Origin of the sequence: Paramylibacter ulvae (assembly GCF_014652655.1) — a bacterium.
Classification (GTDB): Bacteria; Pseudomonadota; Alphaproteobacteria; order Rhodobacterales; family Rhodobacteraceae; genus Amylibacter; species Amylibacter ulvae.
In genome coordinates, this window is sequence record NZ_BMZF01000010.1 from 33176 (window position 1) to 53075 (window position 19900).

Sequence of the window (19900 nt, forward strand, 5' to 3'; positions counted from 1 at the left end):
ATATCATCCCAAATCGAAGGATTGCTACATTATGACAGGTGAATTGGCGATTGATCGCGGTGTTTTACGGATCAGCGGCGGGGATGCGTACAAGTTTTTGCAAGACACGATCAGCAATGACATGGGCGGAACCAAAACGGGTTTGGTGTACAGTGCGATCCTGACACCACAGGGGAAATACCTGTTTGATTTCTTTGTTGGGGCGGACGGTGATGATTATTTGATTGATATCGCCGTTGATCGCGCACCTGCGTTGGCCAAACGCCTGAGCATGTATAAATTGCGCGCGGATGTTCAGATCGAAGCCACTGAAATGTTTGTTAATCGCGGGCTGGGTGACATGCCCTCAGGCGCACATCTCGATCCGCGTCACACGGATCTAGGCTGGCGCAATTACAGCCCGAAAAAGGGTGGTGAACCAAAAATTGATTGGACAGCCATTCGTGTGAAACACTGTATCCCAGAGACGAATATCGAGCTGGTCGCGGATGATACCTATATCCTAGAGGCAGGATTTGAACGGCTTCACGGTGTGGATTTTCGTAAAGGCTGTTATGTTGGGCAAGAAGTCACGGCGCGGATGAAACATAAAACCGAGCTTCGTAAAGGGTTCAAAACCGTTGCAATTGATGGCGCCGTTCCGATTGGCAGCACGATTACCCGTGATGGTAAATCCATCGGACAGGTGTTTAGCCAATCAAACGGTCAAGCGATTGCATACCTGCGCTTTGATCGCGCAGGTGATGGGATGAAATCCGAAGATGTTACCGTCAGTTTAGTGTAATTTACGCGCTACGTAGCGTTTTTGCGAAACGATCGAACACTTCGTTATTGGCGGCGATGATGCTGCCCGTTTCTAACGGATCGGAATTCAATTTGATTCCTTGGGACAAACCGCCAGCCTCTTTAACGATCAACGCACCAGCAGCGATATTCCAGATGTCCAATTTGCGATCCCAACAGGCATCGTAACGACCTGCGGCAACATAAGCGAGGTTCAATGATGAACAGCCCCAGTTGCGCACACCCGTAACTGCGGGTGCGATATGTGCGATGTCTTTCAACGCTGTTGGCAGGCCAGATTTGCTGCCAGATGGCAATGTGGTGCCAACGATCAAACGATCCAAATCACGACGACCAGATACGCGGATACGTTGGTCGTTTAACCATGAACCGTTGCCTTTTTCGGCCACGAACAATTCTTCGTCGATAGGATTGAAAACCAAACCTGCAACGATTTCGCCTTTGTATTCCAAAGCGATGGACAATGCCCAATGGGGCAGGCCGTGCACGAAATTTTCGGCACCTTCCAGTGGGGCAACAATCCAGCGGCGTGTTGGGTCTGCGCCTGCAACCTCGCCAGCGCGTTCAGATGTCCAACCATAGTTGGCGCGCGCTTCTTCTAAATCTTCGCGCAAAAATTCTTCGGCGCGGATATCCGCACGGTTCACAAATTCGCCTGTTCCCTTGGTGGAAACTTGCAATTTATCGACTTCGCCAAAATCGCGCATCAACATGCGCCCCGCGCGACGCGCAGCCTTGATCATAACGTTAATATTTGCAGACCATTGTGCCATTGGAATACCTGTAGATGTTCGGGTTCCGCGCTCTATAGGGCGGTTGGGTTGTTGATGTAAAGGGATTGATGTGTAATCTGTTGCCAATTCGTGCCAAGCGCGCAGATTTTTTTAAATTTAACCCGCATGGCTTCGTCATTTGCGCCCAAAGGATAACGTTTGCCAAAATTTCAAATTGCACCACGCCTAGAAACCGAACGATTGGTTTTACGGGCTCATATCAAGGATGATTTAGATGCCAGTTTGAATATGTGGCGTGATGAACTGGTTTATCGACACATCTCGGGGCAGGCGGCAACAACCGAAACCGCATGGCAACGTTTGTTGCGCTTTTCGGGGCATTGGGTGTTGATGGGGTACGGTTACTGGTTGGTTGAAACCCACGCGGGCGAATTTATCGGCGAAGTTGGTTTTGCCGATTATAAACGTGACATGACACCACCGCTTGGTCATCGACCGGAGGCGGGTTGGGTTTTGTCACCATCCGCACATGGTAAAGGTTACGCCAGCGAAGCAATGTTTGCAGCACTGCAATGGCTTGATCAAATGGTATCGGATCCAAGCTCGGTCTGTATTATCGCCCCCGAAAATCAGACATCCGTCCGGTTGGCAGAAAAACTTGGCTATTCCAAAGACGGCATTGGTCAATATGCTGGCGAGGATACTCTTATCCTGTCGCGCCCGCGGTTTGGCTAAACCAGCTCAACCTTCATATTGAAACGCGGAATTAGAAGGTGGTTTTGCACCACATCAAATTTCGCCAAGCGTTTTTTATGCTTAACCCATGGAAAATCTTGGGCGAATTCCGAAAAGCGGTCGTTGGTAATCACCACGCCATTAGGTTTATCCGCAAACGGAAGAATAAAGTGATCGGCCTGACTACCACCTGGAACAATTGTGATGTCGGTGGTTGGGATGCCAAATGCCTCTGCTATTTGGTTGTGATGGTTGCCGTTGCCAGAAAATACGATGCCCGATTCCTCCATCACATAATAAATATTGGCATCAAAAAACACGTGCACCTCGTGCCCCATTTCCAAAAGCGTTACCACCATCATATGCATGACCAATAAATTGGGGTCGCGACGCAAAAACACATTGCTGCCGTCAATCGCGATGGATTTGAATTTGGATGATTTTGCTTTTTTGTGCGCCGTAGCCGTTTTTGAAGCTGAACTCGGCGATGTTTCAGGAGGATCAACCGCAATAGGTGCGGGGGGCGGTATGATGATCGAAGATTTGGACGCCGTTTCAACAGTTTTATGAAAAAACTGATTGGTGAAAAGCTGTGCTGCATTTCGCCCCATGAACCCAGCGATGCCAAAACCAACACCAGCCTCGATCATCATCGAAACAGCACTGTCGGCTTGTAATGCCGCATAAACTTTGCTGATCGCGAAAACGAGTGCGCCAAAAGACACGCCCGCGCAGAAAGCAAATGCCAACCATCGAAAGATTGCACCAAAAAATGATTTTATCATGTTGGAAACCACTTAAGTATTTATGCTGTTCGTGCCTTTGTAAAACCAACAAAATCTTTCATAAAGGCCGCATCGGTTTCGTTTTTACGCACTGCGGCATAAAGGCCACGCGTGATGCCAGTTTCGGTCAAACGCTTGGTCACAAAATCATGCCCGTATTTTTGATCGGCCACCACCCAATCAGGCAAAACTGAAACACCGCGCCCCGATGCGACCAACAACACGATTACGGCGGTTAATTCCGCCTGTCGGATGGCAGCGGGTTCAATGCGAGCGGGCATCAACAGTTGCGAAAACACATCCAGACGGGTTTTATCTACGGGATAGGTGATCAAGGTTTGATCGCGAAAATCCTCTGCTGTTATAAATTCTTTGTCGGCCAACGGGTGGTTGGATGCGCAAACGAATGTCGGCTCGTAATCAAACAGGTGGATGAATTCGATGCCGTCCCAATCTTCTGGATCTGACGAAATCACCACATCCACCTCTTCGCGTTGCAACGCGGGCAGGGCGTCAAAACTTAACCCCGGGCGGATATCAACGTCAATTTTCCCCCAATTTTTGCGAAAATCTTCCAGTACGGGGAACAGCCATTCAAAACAGGCGTGACATTCAATCGCGATATGCATCCGTCCATTGGTGCCATCATGAAGCCCTGCAAAATCTTTTTCCAGCTCTGCCACTTTGGGCAATATCTGATCGGCCAAGATCAACAATTTATGCCCCGCTTTGGACAGCTTTAGTGGTTTGGAGCGGCGCAAAAACAAATCCATGCCAACCTGTTCTTCTAGACCTTTCACCTGATGGGACAGGGCGGATTGGGTAATGTTCAACACATCGGCGGCGCGCGCGAGCCCGCCTTGTTCATGGATTGCTTTGATTGTGCGCAGGTGGCGAAATTCGATATACATTCTTAATTCCCGATATTTTCATATTAAATATTAGAAATATGAATTTGATTCAATATCGTTTTTTGACGACAACAGGGCATCGAAACAAAACTGGACGAATCCAATGCATATCTCTGACCCAAAATTTGGCCTCTCATTTGAACTGTTCCCACCACGTTCGCTGGAAGCAAGTTTCAAGATGTGGTCAACGCTAGAGGGTTTGGTCGGCTTGGACCCAAGCTTTGTTTCCGTCACATATGGTGCGGGTGGCACAACGCGTGATCTGTCAAAATCCGCCGTTGGTGTGATTGCTGACCATTACGGTTTGGATGTCGCGGGGCATTTAACATGTGTGGGTGCAACGCGCTCCGAAACATTGCAAGTGGCACAAGATTACGCCGCTGCTGGTGCAAAAGAGATCGTCGCATTGCGCGGTGATGCACCAAACGGAGCCACCAATTTTGAAGCACATCCAGACGGGTTTAGCGGTAGTATCGAATTGATCGAGGCATTGGCCGCACAAAACCAATTCAATATCCGCGTTGCCGCATATCCACATGTGCACCCTGACAGTACCAATGCCGATCATGACATCGTGATGCTACATTCTAAATTTAATGCTGGTGCTGACAGCGCGATTACACAGTTTTTCTTTGAGGCAGAAGATTTCCTACGTTTCCGTGATCGCGCCGAAAAAGCAGGGATCAAAAACAAAATTGTGCCCGGTATCTTGCCCGTTGAAAACTGGGCCAAGACCAAGGTTTTTTCACAACGTTGTGGTGCGCAAACGCCAGATTGGCTGGACAAGGCATTTTCCAATACGATGAACAAGGCGGAACATGATTTGTTATCAACTGCTGTGTGCACAGAGCTTTGTGATGATCTGATCAATGAGGGCGTTGAAGATTTGCATTTTTACACCCTAAACGATGCACGCCTGACCAGCGATGTGTGTCGCGCATTGGGGCGTAGCGTTACACCTCCCGCGGCGGCCAAAGTTGCCTAAGCCACTGGTCAAATAAAATTCACCCCCCTAACGTGGCCCCGAGAAAAGGAGCCACGTTAATGTTTTTTGCAAAATCCCCCGAAGAATTACCAAGCTTTGAAGAATTGCTCGCGCGTTCTGGTTTGGAATTTATGACTGATATGTTGAACGGCGTTTTGTCAGGGCCACCCATTGCGGAGCTGTTGAATTTCCGCCTCCATGCGGTGGAAAAGGGATCGGTCACATTCGCAGGTGCGCCAAAATTTGATGCAAGTAATCCAATGGGTACCGTTCATGGCGGTTGGTATGGCACGGTGCTAGACAGCGCGATGGCCTGTTCGGTTATGACCATGTTGCCCCAAGGTTCGATTTATACCACCGCCGAATTCAAGGTGAACATCATTCGCGGCATTGCGCTGGATCAAGACGTGTTGATTAAAGGCGTGGTCGATCATTGTGGGCGCACCACGGGCGTGGCCACAGCGCAAATCGTGGGCCGTGATGATGGCAAGCTATATGCCACGGGTTCCACCACATGCGTGATCATGCGCCCGAAATAACCCGTTCGATTCGCCAATAACCAAAAGACCCCGCAAATTTTGCGAGGTCTTGGGGATTTCTGTGTATCAGTAAGAGGTCGTATTATCAGGGTCGTAACGTAACTTTTTACATCAACGTAAATGTGGCGTTACGCGCGTTCGGAATATTCCATGGTTTCTGTGTGTACGACCACGGCCTGACCCACGTCGATAAACGGCGGAATCATGATGCGAATGCCATTATCCAAAATGGCAGGCTTAAAGCTGTTCGCGGCTGTTTGGCCTTTTACTGCTGGTTCTGTTTCTTCGATCACACAGGTTACCTTGGCAGGCAGGCTTGCGTTCAATGCTTCGCTTTCGTGGTATTCAATCTGGATGGTCATACCGTCTTGCAAAAACGGGCGGCGCTCGCCCAAAATATCCGCAGGCAATTCGATTTGTTCATAAGTTTCTGTGTCCATAAACACCAGCATACCATCGTTTTCGTACAAAAATTGCTGATCTTTTTGATCAAGGCGAATTTTTTCCACTTTGTCGGCAGAACGAAAACGTTCGTTCAATTTTGATCCATTGCGCAGGTTTTTCATTTCAACCTGTGCGAATGCGCCACCCTTACCAGGTTTAACATGGTCCACTTTGACGGCGACCCACAATCCGTTGTTATGCTCCAAAACATATCCTGGTCGAATTTCGTTACCGTTGATCTTTGCCATGCTAATAATGCCTTTACTGGGTTGAAGAATAATTTTGCATTCCTATATCTTTTGGACTTGGTTGTGACAAGTCACCAGCGAAAGAGGGTTACTTTTTGATAGTTATGCGCTATACGCATGGCTTCCATGATCAAACTGGGCTACCGAATCGTTACAAAATAGTCATATTGCCAAGACTTACCGAAATTAAAAATGTAAAGAGGACTTCGAGTTGTTCGACTACGTTGATGACACAGCATACACAAACGACCAGGGTAAACGTTCTCAGAAATTGTTTGCCGCAGTCGTGTTGGCCGCATTGGATGATGCGATTGCCGACGATAAAAAATATGGCAACGGCGTTGAATCAATCGCGCGCTGGGCACGTTCACGTGACGGGCGCGAAGTATTGATGTGCGCGGGCATTGAGCCAACTGAACGCTGTGTAAACGGCATGATGCAGTTTGTTGAAAAAGGTGTTCGTACATCTGTTGCCTTGTCACGCGAAGAAAGTGACCGCCAAGCTGCCGCGAAAGAGGCCGCTTAAACCAACCTTAAAATTTGGTTCAACAAACGCCGCCATTGTGCGGCGTTTTGTGTTTTTGCACAGAGTTTGCGCAAAAATTATATGCTCGCGCCCTTGATTAAAAACATGTTTTTGCGCAAGTTCGCATTTGATTATTCCTCCAGCGGTGCCTTGCCCAATGACAAAACAAAAATCCAACGGCAAAGCAGCCATGCTCGCGCTCTGCGCATTCGCTATTTTTGCAACCCATGACGTGATTGTTAAAGTGCTTGGCGCGCATTACGCTCCGTTCCAAGTTTCGTTTTTCAACGTCTTGTTTGGCTTTCCACTCGTTACTTTAATGCTCATGCGCGATGCCAATCCGGGGACGTTGCTGCCGGTGCATCCATGGTGGACTGCGCTGCGCACATTGGCTGCGGTGATGGGGGGGATCGGGGCATTTTTTGCCTTTGCGTTGTTACCACTTGCGCAGGCCTATGCGATTTTGTTTTCCATGCCGTTGATTATCACGGTGCTGTCCATCCCTGTCTTGGGCGAGGCTGTGGGCATTCGTCGTTGGATGGCGGTTCTGGTCGGGCTTTGCGGTGTGTTGATCGTCCTGCGCCCAGGTGATGTTTCGCTTGAACTGGGTCATTTGGCGGCATTGGTTGCGGCCGTGGGTGGTGCGACCGCATCCATTATCGTGCGCAAAATCGGACAAGAGGAACGCGTTGTCGTTCTTTTGCTTTATCCCATGATTGCCACCTTTGTTTTAATGGCGATATTGATGCCATTTTATTACAAACCCATGCCGATTGAACATCTGGGGCTGCAATTTTTGGTGGCTTTGCTGGGTACGGTTGCAACGATGTTTATGATTGCCGCTTATCGCACGGGCGAGGCGGTGATCGTTGCACCCATGCAATATTCGCAAATCATTTGGGCGACGATTTTTGGCTATGTCCTGTTTAACGAGGTGTTGGACATGCCAACAATCATTGGTGCGGCGGTGATCATCGCCAGTGGTCTTTATATCGTATTGCGCGAATCCACGTCTGGTTCGAAAAACACACCTGTGTTGCGCACGCGCTCACGTTTTGAAATGGGTGCTAATCTGCGCGTCAGCCAAATTTTGCGCCGTGATAAAAACAAAGAAACCGAGGATAAAACCACCCCCTAGGTTCCGCGTGGTTTCACCCGTTTTGTCGCCTCTGCCACGGTGGGGTCTTCGGGCCATGGGTGGCGGGGATATCGCCCACGCATGTCTTTGCGCACGTCCACATATGATGTGCCCCAAAAATTGGGCAAATCCGCCGTGGTTTGCACCACGCGGCGTGCGGGTGATAATAAATCAATGATTAATGGCAAACGATCTGGCCCCACGGTTGGGTGAACGGTCATGCCAAACAATTCCTGCAATCGCACGGCGATGCGGGGCTGATCGGCGCTGTAATCCACAGGCAGGCGTGTACCCGTTGGTGCCTTGATCGCGGCGGGTGCAAGGTTGTCCAACAATTGCTGTTGGCTGAATTCCAACCGCGATTTGATAATCGTCGTCATCACCAGTGATTTTAATCCATCAATGGATTTCACCCCGTACATATGGGGCAGCAACCAGTTTTCCATATCATCCAGCAACGCATCATCGGAACAATCGGGCAGATCGCTGCCACGCGCACGCAGCCATTCAATGCGTGCTTGAACAAAGCGTGCTGATTGATCCCACGGCAACACCTGTAATCCCAGTTCGCGAATGCCATCCAACAGTGCGGTTGCGATCCTATCATCGGGGCAATCGCGCCAATTTTGCTCGCTTAATACCAATGCGCCAAAACAAGTTTGGCTTTTGGCCAGTACGCGGCGATCGCGTTTTGACCATGTGCAAATGTTGCGGGTTTCAAAATCATCGCCAAATACATCGCGCAATTCGCTCTCACTTATCGCGATGCCCATGCGCAGGCGTGCCTCTTTCTGTTTGCCGTCCAGATCACTGGCGACGATTAAACGCTCGGCACCCATCGGGTCGTCGTCATTCACAAATGCGCCACTGCCACCTGATAACAAAAACCGTGGCGCATCGCCGGCGCGGTGCAATCCGATCCGATCTGGATATGCAAGTGCTGCCATTTGCGCGGCACTTAAATCTCGTGAACCCGTTGCACGTAATCGCTTGGTATCCACGCGTACCCGTTCCAATGCGCCGCGATTGATCCGAAAGGGGCGGTTTTGTTCAAATGTGCGCGGGTTTTGAAATGCCTCGATACGCAGGGAAAAGTCGCTGGGCGCACCCGCCATTAACACATCGCGCGATTCCAATAATGCGGCAATCCTTTCGCCGCCTTTGTCGGAGTTCAATAACATACGTGCCAATCGTGGATGCGTTGGCATGGCGGCAATTCTGCGACCCTGATCCGTGATACGATTTTGCGCATCAAGTGCCCCGATTTGGCGCAACAAACCTTGGGCATTTTGAAAATCCGTTTCGCGCGGTTGGGTCAAAAACGGTAGGTCATTTGGATCAACCGTACCCCAAGCGGCCAATTCCAACACCAGTGCCGACAGATCGGACGATAAAATTTCAGGCAAGGGAAATGGCTGTAATCCGCCATCTTCGCCCCGTGTCCAAAGCTTGTAACAGATGCCGCTTGCAACACGCCCCGCGCGGCCTTGGCGTTGGGTGGCCTCGGCCTTGGTCACGCGTTCGGTGATCAAGCGCGACATGCCAGAACCTGCATCAAATGCGGCGCGTCGTGCACGCCCGCCATCCACCACCACGCGGATATCTTCAATCGTAAGCGATGTTTCCGCGATGCTCGTGGCAAGTACCAATTTGCGCCGTTTGCTTGGCGCAATGGCGCGGCGTTGTTCGGCAAATGGCATCGCGCCAAACAATGGGCGGGTGTCCAGTGTGGGTTTTAACGTCGGCTCTACTAATGCCTGAACCCGTCTGATTTCCCCTTCACCGGGTAAAAACGCAAGGATCGAACCATCGGTTTCACTCGCCGCTTGTATAATTAAATCCGCCATCGCCTGTTCAAACCGCGGCCCGCGCTGATTGGGGCGTGACCACGGTTTATCCAAAAAACGCTGTTCCACGGGGTATGCGCGCCCCTCTGATGTGATCATCGGGGCATTATCCATCAATGCGGCAACGGGGCCTGCATCCAATGTGGCGGACATGGCGATAATGCACAGATCATCGCGTAGGGCTGCGCGGATTTCCAAACACAGTGCGAGCCCCAAGTCGGCCTGCAGACTACGCTCGTGAAATTCATCAAAGATGATACAAGATATACCTGCAAGTTCTGGATCGTTCTGGATCATGCGGGTTAACACGCCCTCTGTCACAACCTCGATCTGCGTGGACTTGCCAATTTTGCGTTCACCGCGCATGGCATAACCCACGGTTTCCCCCGCGGTTTCACCCAATTGTTCAGCTAACCGTTCGGCGGCGGCACGTGCTGCCAATCGGCGTGGTTCCAGCATGATAATTTTGCCATCAAACAATTTGGCATCCAGCAAAGCCAACGGAACCCGCGTGGTTTTACCCGCCCCCGGAGGCGCTTGCAGTACCGCACGATTGTGCAATTTTACCGCGTCAATCAATGCGGGCAGTACGGATTCAATTGGTAAATTCATGGGGGCAACAGATATGCGAAACCCAGTGTGGGTGAAAGAGCCTAGCCATTGATTCTTTGTTAAATTCATGATTTGTCTGAATTTCACAGTAACCCGTAGGTGGATTCCCATAGAATCTGCAAGGTTTTTGGCAAAACCCGCAGGTTGTTATCGCACAGCCCTTGACGGGTGTCGCGAAGCGGCCTAAAGGAAGGCTTCGAATTTTAGGCGCAGTCGGGCAGGGGTCTGGTCGCGCGCACCGCAAGGTTAAAGCAAAGGAATGTCCAATGTCTCGCGTATGTGAACTGTCTGGAAAATCACCGCAAACTGGCAATAACGTCAGCCATGCGAACAACAAAACAAAACGTCGCTTTTTGCCGAACCTGAATGATGTGACATTGATCAGCGATACGCTGGGTCGTTCATTCAAATTCCGCGTATCTGCATCTGCATTGCGTTCTGTTGATCACCGTGGTGGTTTGGACGCTTATTTGGCCAAAGCCAAAGATGTTGAATTGTCAGCAAAAGCGTTGAAAGTGAAAAAAGACATTGCAAAAGCAGCTGCTGCATAAGCACGCTTTTCAATGATGAATTTGGGCGGCCTCACGGGAAACTGTGGGGCCGCTTCATTTTGTCGTGTTTCTCTTTCTATATGGGCCGATTAGCTATGGCGCTAAAGGAGAATTTTTCATGAGCAATTTTAAAAATACATTTGGTGTGGTCATCGCATCCGCAATTTTATGCGCCGCGATCGTTTTTGTTTTTACAGGCAACGCCCCCAAAGAAATGATAGTCAAAGATGCCTATGCACGCGCCAATGGTGCCAGCGCCAAGGCAGGCGGTGCATTCATGCAAATCCGTAATAACACCGGCCACGATGACCGATTGATCGCGGTGAAATCCCCCATTGCGATGGCCGAAATTCACTCCCATATCCACGAAGCGGACGGTGTGATGCGTATGGTCGAATTGGAAGATGGCATTGCAATCGCCGCAGGTGAAACAATTGAATTGAAACGCGGTGGTGATCATCTGATGTTGATGGGTCTGCAACGCGGGCTGGTTCAGGGTGACACGGTTGATTTCACTCTGACATTCGAGCACGCAGGCGATGTAAAATTGACCGTGCCCGTTGATTTAGAACGCTAATCACGCCACCATCGCGCCATGCGTATTCTGTTCGTTTGTCTTGGCAATATCTGCCGATCCCCCACCGCCCACGGCGTATTTCGCCAAATGGCCGCGGATGCGGGGCTGGATGTTGTGGTTGATGGCGCAGGCACGGGGGCGTGGCATATTGGGAACCCACCTGATCGGCGTGCATCCGCGATGGCGGCAAAGCGAGGATACGATCTGTCTGATCTGCGCGCCCGCCAAGTGTCGGCGGGTGATTTTACCGATTTTGATTTGATTTTGGCGATGGATAACAGCAATCTGCAAAACCTACGCCAAATGGCACCAAACGGTGCCAGTGCCACGATAAAATTATTTATGGATTACGCGCCACAAAACCCACACCGCGAGGTGCCCGACCCTTATTACAATGACGGGTTTGATGTGGTGTTGGACATGGTTGAACAGGCCAGCAATGGCCTGATCGCATCGCTCAAGGCTTAGGTTAAGAACAAACCTGACCAGCGGTTGTACCAAACGCCTTGTAACGCAGCCAGAATTTTTCATTCGCAGCGTTGTCCGATTGGCGTATCACTTGTGCCAGATGCGGTTCTTTGAAAAATTTCGCCGCCTTGCGCTGATCTGTATAAGATAGCTTTTGGTTTGCCACTTGTTGAACACAGCTACATGTGCTGCGCGTTGCTGCTTTGCGGTCCATTTTATTACACGCACGTTCGATCACACCAGCGGATAACGGATTGGTGCAAACCAACAGCGCAACGATTGCCGCGATGGGTTTCATTGTTGTCTTCATGGGGATATTCCCTTTGCCTGCCATGCGCTCTTTCTCGGCGCTTTTGATGGCGTAACTATGGCATATCTCAGATTCTTCGCGCAAGCCCTTATAAATAAAAGGTTTTGCCGCTGTGGTTTTGATGTAAATCCCGATATTTCGTGGGGCGAACCCCACCGCGCCGCTAGATTTAGCGCAAATCAACCCAGCCGATCACCAAACCACCCCAAAACCCCTTTGTTTTATGCGTGGATTTTGCGCATGATACCCATTGACCAAACCCCAAATCCGTATCATATCCCTGTCCATGACAGACCTATCAAAAATCCGCAATTTTTCCATCGTGGCGCATATTGACCACGGCAAATCCACGCTTGCTGATCGCTTGATTCAGCTCACGGGAACCGTGGCCGAACGTGACATGTCCGCACAAATGCTGGACACGATGGATATCGAAAAAGAGCGTGGAATTACGATCAAGGCAAACTCTGTTCGCATCGAATACAAGGCGAACGATGGCGAAAATTATGTCCTCAACCTGATCGACACTCCCGGCCACGTTGATTTCGCCTATGAAGTGTCCCGCTCTATGCGCGCGGTAGAGGGTTCGTTGCTGGTTGTTGATGCCTCCCAAGGAGTCGAGGCACAGACATTGGCAAACGTTTACCATGCAATCGAGGCTGATCATGAAATCGTGCCAGTCCTCAATAAAATCGATCTGCCCGCCGCCGATCCTGATCGTGTTGCCGAACAAATCGAAGACGTGATTGGCATTGATGCCACCGATGCGGTGCACATTAGCGCGAAAACAGGCATCGGCATCGCGGATGTGCTCGAGGCCATCGTCACACGTCTGCCCGCACCCAAGGGCGATCCTGATGCCCCGCTCAAGGCGATGCTGGTCGATAGCTGGTATGACGCCTATCTGGGCGTGGTCGTTTTGGTGCGCGTCATTGATGGGCATCTGCGCAAGGGCGACAAAATCCGCATGATGAACACCAACGCCGCATATCCTGTGGATCGTGTTGGCGTGTTCCGCCCCAAGATGGAAAATATCGATGTATTGGGACCAGGCGAGCTTGGCTTCCTGACCGCATCAATTAAACAGGTGGCCGATACCCGTGTGGGTGACACCATCACGCATGAAAAAAAGGGATGTGAAAAACCACTCCCGGGTTTTGCACCTGCACAACCCGTTGTGTTTTGTGGCCTGTTTCCCGTTGATAACGCCGAATTCGAAGACCTGCGCGAAGCAATTTCCAAACTGTCCTTGAATGACGCATCATTTAGCACCGAAATGGAAACGTCCGCTGCACTTGGCTTTGGATTTCGCTGTGGTTTCCTTGGCCTACTGCATCTTGAGGTTATTCGCGACCGTCTGGAACGCGAATATGATATCGAGCTGATTACAACAGCCCCATCCGTGATTTATCACATCCACATGCGCGATGGCACGGTTGTGGATTTGCACAACCCCGCCGATATGCCGGATCTCACGCATGTTGATCATATCGAAGAACCGCGCATCAAGGCGACCATTTTGGTGCCTGATGAATATCTGGGTGATGTGTTGAAACTCTGCCAAGATCGCCGTGGTATTCAGCTTGACCTGACATATGCGGGCACACGCGCGATGGTGGTCTATGACCTGCCATTGAACGAGGTGGTGTTTGATTTCTACGACCGTTTGAAATCTGTGACCAAAGGCTATGCATCATTTGACTATTCAATGGATGGCTACCGCGAGGATAAATTGGTCAAGATGCAAATCTTGGTCAATGACGAACCCGTTGATGCGCTATCAATCATGGTGCACCAAGACCGCGCCGATATGCGCGGGCGCTCTATGGTGGAAAAGCTCAAGGAATTGATCCCCCAACACCAATTCAAAATCCCAATCCAAGCCGCCATCGGTGGCCGCATCATCGCCCGCGAAACCCTGTCGGCCCTGCGCAAAGACGTGACCGCCAAATGTTACGGCGGCGACATGTCGCGAAAACGCAAACTGCTTGATAAACAAAAAGCAGGTAAGAAAAAGATGCGTCAGTTCGGTAAAGTCGAAATCCCACAGCAGGCGTTTATTTCTGCGCTCAAGATGGATGACTAACTGCGCATAGGCGTAATTGTTATTTCAATTGCAAAGGGACGCGCCCGACCTCGGGTGGGTGCAAAGCGCCCTCCCGTGGGGGAGGTCGGGCGCGACCCGTGGTTTCCACGGGTGGTATACTTTTGGTTGAGTATTCGTAAACATTTTCTTTTTAGGATAGTTTATGAAATACCATTTCTTTATCGATGAGAGCGGCGACCAAGGGCTCGATAAAATTCGCACAAAAGAAAGAGGCGGCGCTACTGAGTATATGACGATGGGGGGCGTGTTGATCCCAGATACTCACCTCAATCGTTATCGCGACAAGCTGGATGCAATCAAGTCCATTCTAAAAAGAGAAGACCTTCACTGTAAAGAGATGAGCCACGTTCAAGTTGCTTACTTCGCGCGCGAAATATCCAAACTTCGTCTTCAGTGTTTTGCGTTGATCAGCAAGAAAGAAACACTCGAAGATTATAAGGAAAATATCGAAGGTAAAGGACAGGCGCAAAAATACTACAACAAATGCTCTCAAATTTTGCTGGAAAGGCTATGCCATTTTCTGGAGGTTGAGAAAATTGCCAGCGAAGACATATCCATAAAATTTGAAAAAATGCGCGGTCATAATTACTCTCAGATGAGAAAATATTTGTCCATTGTTAGGGAACATCCAAAAGATAAAAATGCTGCTTTACTTAAACATATAGAACCTTTTTCAATCGAAGCGTTAGACAAATCGGACGAAGAGTTACTCTCCATAGCTGACTTAGTAGCATACAGTTGTTACCAAATGGTGAATTACTCACCTGCGAATTTTTATACTCCTGAACAAAGATATTTCAGAGAGTTGAAAAACAAGTTTTGGAAAGACAAGGACACGGGAGGTATTGCTAACTTCGGGTTAAATATTTTCAAAGGGCCACGACAGTTAAAGTTAGATGAATGTGAGGAACAGTATTTTTTGAAATTGTATAACCGTGTCGGAAAGAAATGATTGCATTAGCACCCACCCAAGGCTAGGCGTTCCGTCGAAATCTCTCCAAAACATTCCACCAATCCCTGCCACCCACTTGTCCGCCATATGTCCTACGGATGTCCGACGCTTGTCCGACACCTAAACCCGAGCCTAAAAACACCGCTTCCCATTTGGGCGCGGGCGGGTTAGCACGGGTGTGAAAAGGGGATCGATATGCCACTCGCGACACTTCAAAACCGTTCGGAAAATGCCTGTGAATTTTGCGCAGATCAAATCGATCTTGCGCCTTATCCTGTGGGGCCAAACCCCGATGGAACGGCGAACACAGGGGTGTTGCTTTGTGCTACCTGCACACCGATGATTGATGGCGACATGGATGAAAATCACCTGCGCTGTTTATCCAGCGCAATGTGGTCCGAACACGCCCCTGTTCAGGTCCTCGCATGGCGCATGTTGGATCGCCTGTCAGACGCCGCTTGGGCACGCGATTTGATGGATCAAATCTATCTTGATGATGACAATTTGGCATGGGCAAAATCGGGCGTCATTCGCGCATCCGACCACAAAGACAGCAATGGTGCCGTGCTTGAAAACGGCGACAATGTGGTGTTGATAAAAGACCTACCCGTCAAGGGCGCTGGCTTTACCGCCAAACGCGGCACGGCGGTGCGTGGCATTTCCTTGGTGCCAGACAACCCCGCCCATATCGAAGGGCGCGTAGAGGGGCAACGTATTGTTATCCTTACGGAATTCGTCAAGAAAAAGTAGGATTGACGCACATTCAATGTGTGATTTGTGTCACTTCCATTTGGGCTATGTTTCACTATCCTTGGTGCTTTAACCAAAGGAGATTGCTATGCGTAAACTATTCTCAGTTGCTGTTGTTGCCTTGTTTTCCGCTCACGCCGCCCTTGCGGGGAGCTTGGTCGAACCCGATGTTGAGCCCATGATCGTAGAGGCCCAACCAGAGGCCAAGCGCGGGTCTGGTAACATCATCATTCCGCTGTTGTTGCTCGCGGTTGTTGCCGCCGTTATCGCATCCGATGACTCTGGCGGTGGAACCCCTGAACCTGTTCTTGAATAAATGTTATAAATCAATGTGGTAAGCGAGGCCGCTTATCACATTCTATAGCGTTCTCTTAACGTGATCTATCCCGCCCAAAACGCGTGATAGCGTTCGCGCACAAATGTATAAACAGCGCAAAGAAAAATCACCAAGGCAGGGATGCCTTGTTGCATGGGTGTGTGCGACAAATGATAATACATCGCCCCCACCATAATAAACGCAATGCCAAGCGCGGCAGGCGCCGCCATGCGCCGTATCCAAATCCCAATGGCGCCAGCAACTTCGCAGGTGCCAATAAACGCGCCAAACCAATCCGGCAATCCCAATTTAGTGAAACTTTCCAACATCATAGGGTTACCAGATAGTTTGGCGACACCTGCGCCAAGCAAGACCAAAGTAATGATAATTTTGGGAATATTGGCGAACATTTGGGGCATTTATTTATCCTTATTTGACGTTGAATATATCGGCAAAATATTGAAATTTCCACTGCGGTTTTCAGGGTCGGTGATGCTTTGCCGATTTTGGGATAAATAGGATTTTCGTAAAATGGGAAACGCTCGCAGGGCTGGTTTTTACCCTGTGTTAATGACCTTCGCCGACATAAGTGCGAGCTGTGTACAAAAGGTGTCTTATGCGTGTTGTTTGGGTTCTGAGTATCTGCCTGTTTGTATGCAGCGCTTGTGGTGTGGTTAACGACAGTAATCACACCAAATTTATGGAAGGGGATTATTTGGAGCATCATATGCCATAGCTTATCTTGTGATTATGTTCATCTGTCGTTAACCTTGGTGATCTGTTTGATTTGGTCTTGGGGGACACATGGCTGAACACGACATCGAACGCGCGAAAACCGATATTTCGAAGGCCTTGGAGGAAACATTCGAGGCAGACGGCAACGGGTTTGAGCGTAAATTAAAACAGGCGCGACAATATTTGCCGCGCCGGGCGCGCAAAGATGCGGCCTATTTGCTTGAGGCTGAAAAACAGCTTAAGCATCCAAAATTTCGCCGTTTTGTTGATCAAAATCGGATCAAGTCCGCGCGGGACAATGTTATCCGCCAAACGCGTGGTGTAGATTTACAAGCGGATCGTTCGCGTGCAAGGTTTCAATGGGGCGCAAGCCTTGTTTTACAACTATTGCTGGCCTGCGCCCTGATCTTTGCTTTTGCGCGATTTGTTGGCGTGATTTAATGCGCGGGCTTGATAAAGGTGCCGTTGTTTAATTCACTAATCGCCGTGCGTAATTCATCGCGTGTGTTCATCACAATTGGGCCATGCCACGCAACGGGTTCCTCGATCGGTTTGCCAGAAATGAGCAAAAATCGAATGCCTTCTTCACCCGCTTGCACGGTGACGCTGTCACCTGTGTCAAATTTCACCAATGTGCGGTTGCCCGACATATCGCGAATGTTAACTTCTTGGCCGAACACCTCTTTTTCCAGCAAAACACCTGTAGGGGTGGAGGCATAATCAAACATGCCTGATCCCTCAAACACATAGGCGAATGCCTTGCGATAGGTATCGACAGGAAATGTTTTTTTCACACCCGCTGGCACAAAAATATCCAGATATTGTGGATCGGCGGCGATGCCATCAACAGGGCCGGTTTTGCCCCAGAATGATCCTACGATGACCTTCACCACGGTTCCGTCATCCTCTTGGATCACGGGGATTTCCTTGGCTTCGACGTCTTGGTAACGCGGTGCGGTCATTTTTAAATCTGATGGCAAGTTCGCCCAAAGTTGAAAGCCATGCATTTGCCCATTCGCGTTACCACGGGGCATTTCTTGGTGCATGATACCAGACCCAGATGTCATCCATTGGATATCACCCGCGCCAAGCGTACCGGTATTGCCAAGGCTGTCGCCATGATCGACCTCGCCCGACAGGACATAGGTAATGGTTTCTATCCCGCGATGGGGATGCCATGGAAATCCGTTTTCATAACCGCTCGGATCTTCGTTGCGAAAATCGTCGAACAGCAGAAATGGATCAAGCGAGGTTGGATCGTGAAACCCAAATGCGCGGTGCAATGATACGCCAGCGCCCTCCATCGTGGGTTGGGCAAGGCTGGTTGATTTTACAGGACGTACAGACATAGTTGTGTTCCTTTCATATGTGAGCTTGCCACAGAGATAGCGCATCAGCGATAATTTTTACATTAAATACATGGAAATGCAGTGTTGCGACACTGGAAACGATGCGATCTGTCGGAATTGGTATTGCAATCATATCTCGTGTTTATCAGGCTGTGAAAAACAGGAGAGATTTCATGAAAATAGGATTTATCGGGCTTGGGAATGTTGGGGGTAAACTTTCGGGTAGTTTGCTGAGAAACGGATTTGATTTAGCGGTACATGATTTAAATGCGGATTTGGTCGCGGGGTTTGTCGAACGCGGTGCCAAGGCGGGTGAAAGCCCTGCGCAATTGATGCGCGATTGTGACGTTGTGATTACCTGCCTCCCATCACCGGCGGCCTGTGCGGTTGTGGTTGAGGGCGACAATGGTTTGTTGCAATCTATTGGGGCGGGCAAAATCTGGCTTGAAATGTCAACAACCGATGAAGCAGAGGTTAAACGTCTGGGTGCCAAGGTGATCGCAGCAGGTGGTGCGGCGGTGGATTGCCCCGTGTCGGGTGGGTGCCATCGCGCCGATACAGGCAACATTAGTATTTTTGCGGGATGTGATCGCGCCACCTTTGAACGGGTTTTGCCGATCCTGACCACATTGGGACGACGCGTATTGCACACGGGTGATTTGGGTACAGCGTCGGTGTTAAAAGTGCTTACCAACTATCTCGCAACCGCCAATTTGATCACGGTGTGCGAAGCATTGACCGTTGCCAAAGGTGCGGGAATGGATTTGAACACTGCATACGAGGCGATGGCGATTTCGTCGGGCACCAGTTTTGTGCATGAAACCGAAGGCCAAGTAATCCTGAACGGATCGCGTGACATCAGTTTCACAATGGATCTGGTATTGAAAGACATTGGATTGTTCCAAGACGTAGCGGATCGTGCAGGCGTGCCATTGGAAATGAACCCCTTGATGATTAAAATATTCAAGGATGGCATTGCGCGATTTGGCGAGCGCGAATTATCACCCAACATTATCAAACGTTTGGAACAGGCCACTGGGTTGGACATCACGGCACCAGGGTTCCCCGCAGAAATGACAGATGATGAACCCGAAGAACAGGGGTACGAGGTGATCCCAACAGGGCGGGGTTAACCGCGCCCCTGCTTTTTCTTTACGGCGCGATCCTTGATAATGCCAATCGCGTTGCGAAATCCAAGAGCGGCGAGCATTCCAAGCATGATCGCAGGCACATCAAGTGCCTGTGTCATTGGTGGAAGCGAGAGCAACAATTGCAAAACGTACCAAATCACAAGCGCCACCAAGGCGATCGCCAGAACGTAGAACACGCTGCGTTTTAACAGCGCGGTTTCGCGCATATTCCCAAAACGCTCGAGCAAGAAGACCAGTGCAATTGTGATGGCGAAACTGGCGGCGATGATTTGATAAAATGTCATGGCGCATCCATGCCGACCATACACAGAATTGTCAAATAAATC

At 49.9% G+C, this 19900-nt stretch carries 24 protein-coding genes; 15 read left to right on the forward strand and 9 right to left on the reverse strand.

The annotated features are described in order from the left end of the window. The first annotated feature begins 31 nt into the window (after positions 1–31). Entirely contained in the window at positions 32–784 is a 753-nt protein-coding gene (ygfZ, locus tag IE094_RS13865) for a CAF17-like 4Fe-4S cluster assembly/insertion protein YgfZ (protein WP_189641306.1), read from the forward strand. Position 785: 1 nt separating this feature from the next. Here ygfZ and IE094_RS13870 read toward each other — a convergent pair whose 3' ends face one another. Then, positions 786–1577, reverse strand: coding sequence for an inositol monophosphatase family protein (locus IE094_RS13870; protein WP_189641307.1), 792 nt, complete (start codon positions 1575–1577; stop codon positions 786–788). 159 nt (positions 1578–1736) lie between these two features. On the opposite strand from IE094_RS13870, the gene IE094_RS13875 reads away from it, so the two are divergent. After that, positions 1737–2273, forward strand: a complete 537-nt coding sequence (locus IE094_RS13875; RefSeq protein ID WP_189641308.1) for a GNAT family N-acetyltransferase — start codon at positions 1737–1739, stop codon at positions 2271–2273. Here IE094_RS13875 and IE094_RS13880 read toward each other — a convergent pair. Continuing rightward, positions 2270–3058 (reverse strand): NYN domain-containing protein, encoded by a 789-nt coding sequence (locus tag IE094_RS13880; RefSeq protein ID WP_189641309.1) that lies wholly within the window; start codon positions 3056–3058, stop codon positions 2270–2272. The two genes, IE094_RS13875 and IE094_RS13880, sit on opposite strands and share 4 nt — an antisense overlap. A gap of 20 nt (positions 3059–3078) precedes the next feature. Then, entirely contained in the window at positions 3079–3969 is an 891-nt protein-coding gene (locus tag IE094_RS13885; protein WP_189641310.1) for a LysR family transcriptional regulator, read from the reverse strand. A 103-nt stretch (positions 3970–4072) separates the two neighbouring features. Between IE094_RS13885 and IE094_RS13890 the strand changes: the two genes are divergently transcribed. Next, positions 4073–4954, forward strand: a complete 882-nt coding sequence (locus IE094_RS13890) for a methylenetetrahydrofolate reductase (RefSeq protein ID WP_373295882.1) — start codon at positions 4073–4075, stop codon at positions 4952–4954. Between the two features lie 59 nt (positions 4955–5013). Further along, on the forward strand, positions 5014–5493 hold the full coding sequence (locus IE094_RS13895) for a PaaI family thioesterase (RefSeq protein WP_189641311.1): 480 nt from the start codon (positions 5014–5016) through the stop codon (positions 5491–5493). Between the two features lie 128 nt (positions 5494–5621). Here the strand turns inward: IE094_RS13895 and efp are convergent, their stop codons facing one another. Further along, positions 5622–6185, reverse strand: a complete 564-nt coding sequence (efp, locus tag IE094_RS13900) for an elongation factor P (protein WP_189641312.1) — start codon at positions 6183–6185, stop codon at positions 5622–5624. A 211-nt stretch (positions 6186–6396) separates the two neighbouring features. Here efp and IE094_RS13905 point away from each other — a divergent pair, with 211 nt between their 5' ends. Beyond that, entirely contained in the window at positions 6397–6711 is a 315-nt protein-coding gene (locus tag IE094_RS13905) for a DUF6280 family protein (RefSeq protein ID WP_099594279.1), read from the forward strand. Positions 6712–6868: 157 nt separating this feature from the next. Next, positions 6869–7849: a DMT family transporter gene (locus tag IE094_RS13910; protein ID WP_189641313.1), complete on the forward strand. Its 981-nt coding sequence runs from the start codon at positions 6869–6871 to the stop codon at positions 7847–7849. On the opposite strand, the gene hrpB is transcribed toward IE094_RS13910, so the two are convergent. Further along, on the reverse strand, positions 7846–10308 hold the full coding sequence (hrpB, locus tag IE094_RS13915; protein ID WP_189641368.1) for an ATP-dependent helicase HrpB: 2463 nt from the start codon (positions 10306–10308) through the stop codon (positions 7846–7848). The genes IE094_RS13910 and hrpB overlap by 4 nt on opposite strands. 266 nt (positions 10309–10574) lie before the next feature. Between hrpB and rpmB the strand changes: the two genes are divergently transcribed. From rpmB to IE094_RS13930, 3 genes are all read left to right on the forward strand, one after another. Beyond that, a complete protein-coding gene (rpmB, locus tag IE094_RS13920) occupies positions 10575–10859 on the forward strand; it encodes a 50S ribosomal protein L28 (protein WP_189641314.1) in 285 nt (94 codons plus the stop codon). Between the two features lie 118 nt (positions 10860–10977). Continuing rightward, positions 10978–11436 (forward strand): copper chaperone PCu(A)C, encoded by a 459-nt coding sequence (locus IE094_RS13925; RefSeq protein ID WP_189641315.1) that lies wholly within the window; start codon positions 10978–10980, stop codon positions 11434–11436. Between the two features lie 18 nt (positions 11437–11454). After that, a complete protein-coding gene (locus IE094_RS13930) occupies positions 11455–11904 on the forward strand; it encodes a low molecular weight protein-tyrosine-phosphatase (RefSeq protein WP_189641316.1) in 450 nt (149 codons plus the stop codon). 1 nt (position 11905) lies between these two features. Here IE094_RS13930 and IE094_RS13935 read toward each other — a convergent pair whose 3' ends face one another. Then, positions 11906–12214: a hypothetical protein gene (locus IE094_RS13935; RefSeq protein WP_229802362.1), complete on the reverse strand. Its 309-nt coding sequence runs from the start codon at positions 12212–12214 to the stop codon at positions 11906–11908. Positions 12215–12500: 286 nt separating this feature from the next. On the opposite strand from IE094_RS13935, the gene lepA reads away from it, so the two are divergent. The 4 genes from lepA (at position 12501) to IE094_RS13955 (ending at position 16339) form a co-directional block, all read left to right on the forward strand. Then, entirely contained in the window at positions 12501–14300 is a 1800-nt protein-coding gene (gene lepA / locus IE094_RS13940) for a translation elongation factor 4 (protein WP_189641370.1), read from the forward strand. 163 nt (positions 14301–14463) lie between these two features. Further along, positions 14464–15273 (forward strand): DUF3800 domain-containing protein, encoded by an 810-nt coding sequence (locus IE094_RS13945; protein ID WP_189641317.1) that lies wholly within the window; start codon positions 14464–14466, stop codon positions 15271–15273. Between the two features lie 195 nt (positions 15274–15468). Further along, positions 15469–16023: a PhnA domain-containing protein gene (locus IE094_RS13950; protein ID WP_189641318.1), complete on the forward strand. Its 555-nt coding sequence runs from the start codon at positions 15469–15471 to the stop codon at positions 16021–16023. An 88-nt stretch (positions 16024–16111) separates the two neighbouring features. Then, positions 16112–16339, forward strand: a complete 228-nt coding sequence (locus IE094_RS13955; RefSeq protein ID WP_189641319.1) for a hypothetical protein — start codon at positions 16112–16114, stop codon at positions 16337–16339. A gap of 65 nt (positions 16340–16404) precedes the next feature. Here the strand turns inward: IE094_RS13955 and IE094_RS13960 are convergent, their stop codons facing one another. Continuing rightward, on the reverse strand, positions 16405–16758 hold the full coding sequence (locus IE094_RS13960) for a DoxX family protein (RefSeq protein WP_189641320.1): 354 nt from the start codon (positions 16756–16758) through the stop codon (positions 16405–16407). A 385-nt stretch (positions 16759–17143) separates the two neighbouring features. On the opposite strand from IE094_RS13960, the gene IE094_RS13965 reads away from it, so the two are divergent. Next, a complete protein-coding gene (locus IE094_RS13965; protein WP_189641321.1) occupies positions 17144–17515 on the forward strand; it encodes a hypothetical protein in 372 nt (123 codons plus the stop codon). On the opposite strand, the gene IE094_RS13970 is transcribed toward IE094_RS13965, so the two are convergent. Continuing rightward, the gene (locus IE094_RS13970) at positions 17512–18423 is read right to left on the reverse strand and encodes a pirin family protein (RefSeq protein WP_189641322.1); all 912 of its coding nucleotides are present in this window, start codon (positions 18421–18423) and stop codon (positions 17512–17514) included. The genes IE094_RS13965 and IE094_RS13970 overlap by 4 nt on opposite strands. Before the next feature lie 173 nt (positions 18424–18596). On the opposite strand from IE094_RS13970, the gene IE094_RS13975 reads away from it, so the two are divergent. Continuing rightward, a complete protein-coding gene (locus tag IE094_RS13975; RefSeq protein ID WP_189641323.1) occupies positions 18597–19556 on the forward strand; it encodes an NAD(P)-dependent oxidoreductase in 960 nt (319 codons plus the stop codon). Here the strand turns inward: IE094_RS13975 and IE094_RS13980 are convergent. After that, positions 19553–19858, reverse strand: coding sequence for a hypothetical protein (locus IE094_RS13980; RefSeq protein ID WP_189641324.1), 306 nt, complete (start codon positions 19856–19858; stop codon positions 19553–19555). The two genes, IE094_RS13975 and IE094_RS13980, sit on opposite strands and share 4 nt — an antisense overlap. Positions 19859–19900: the final 42 nt, after the last annotated feature.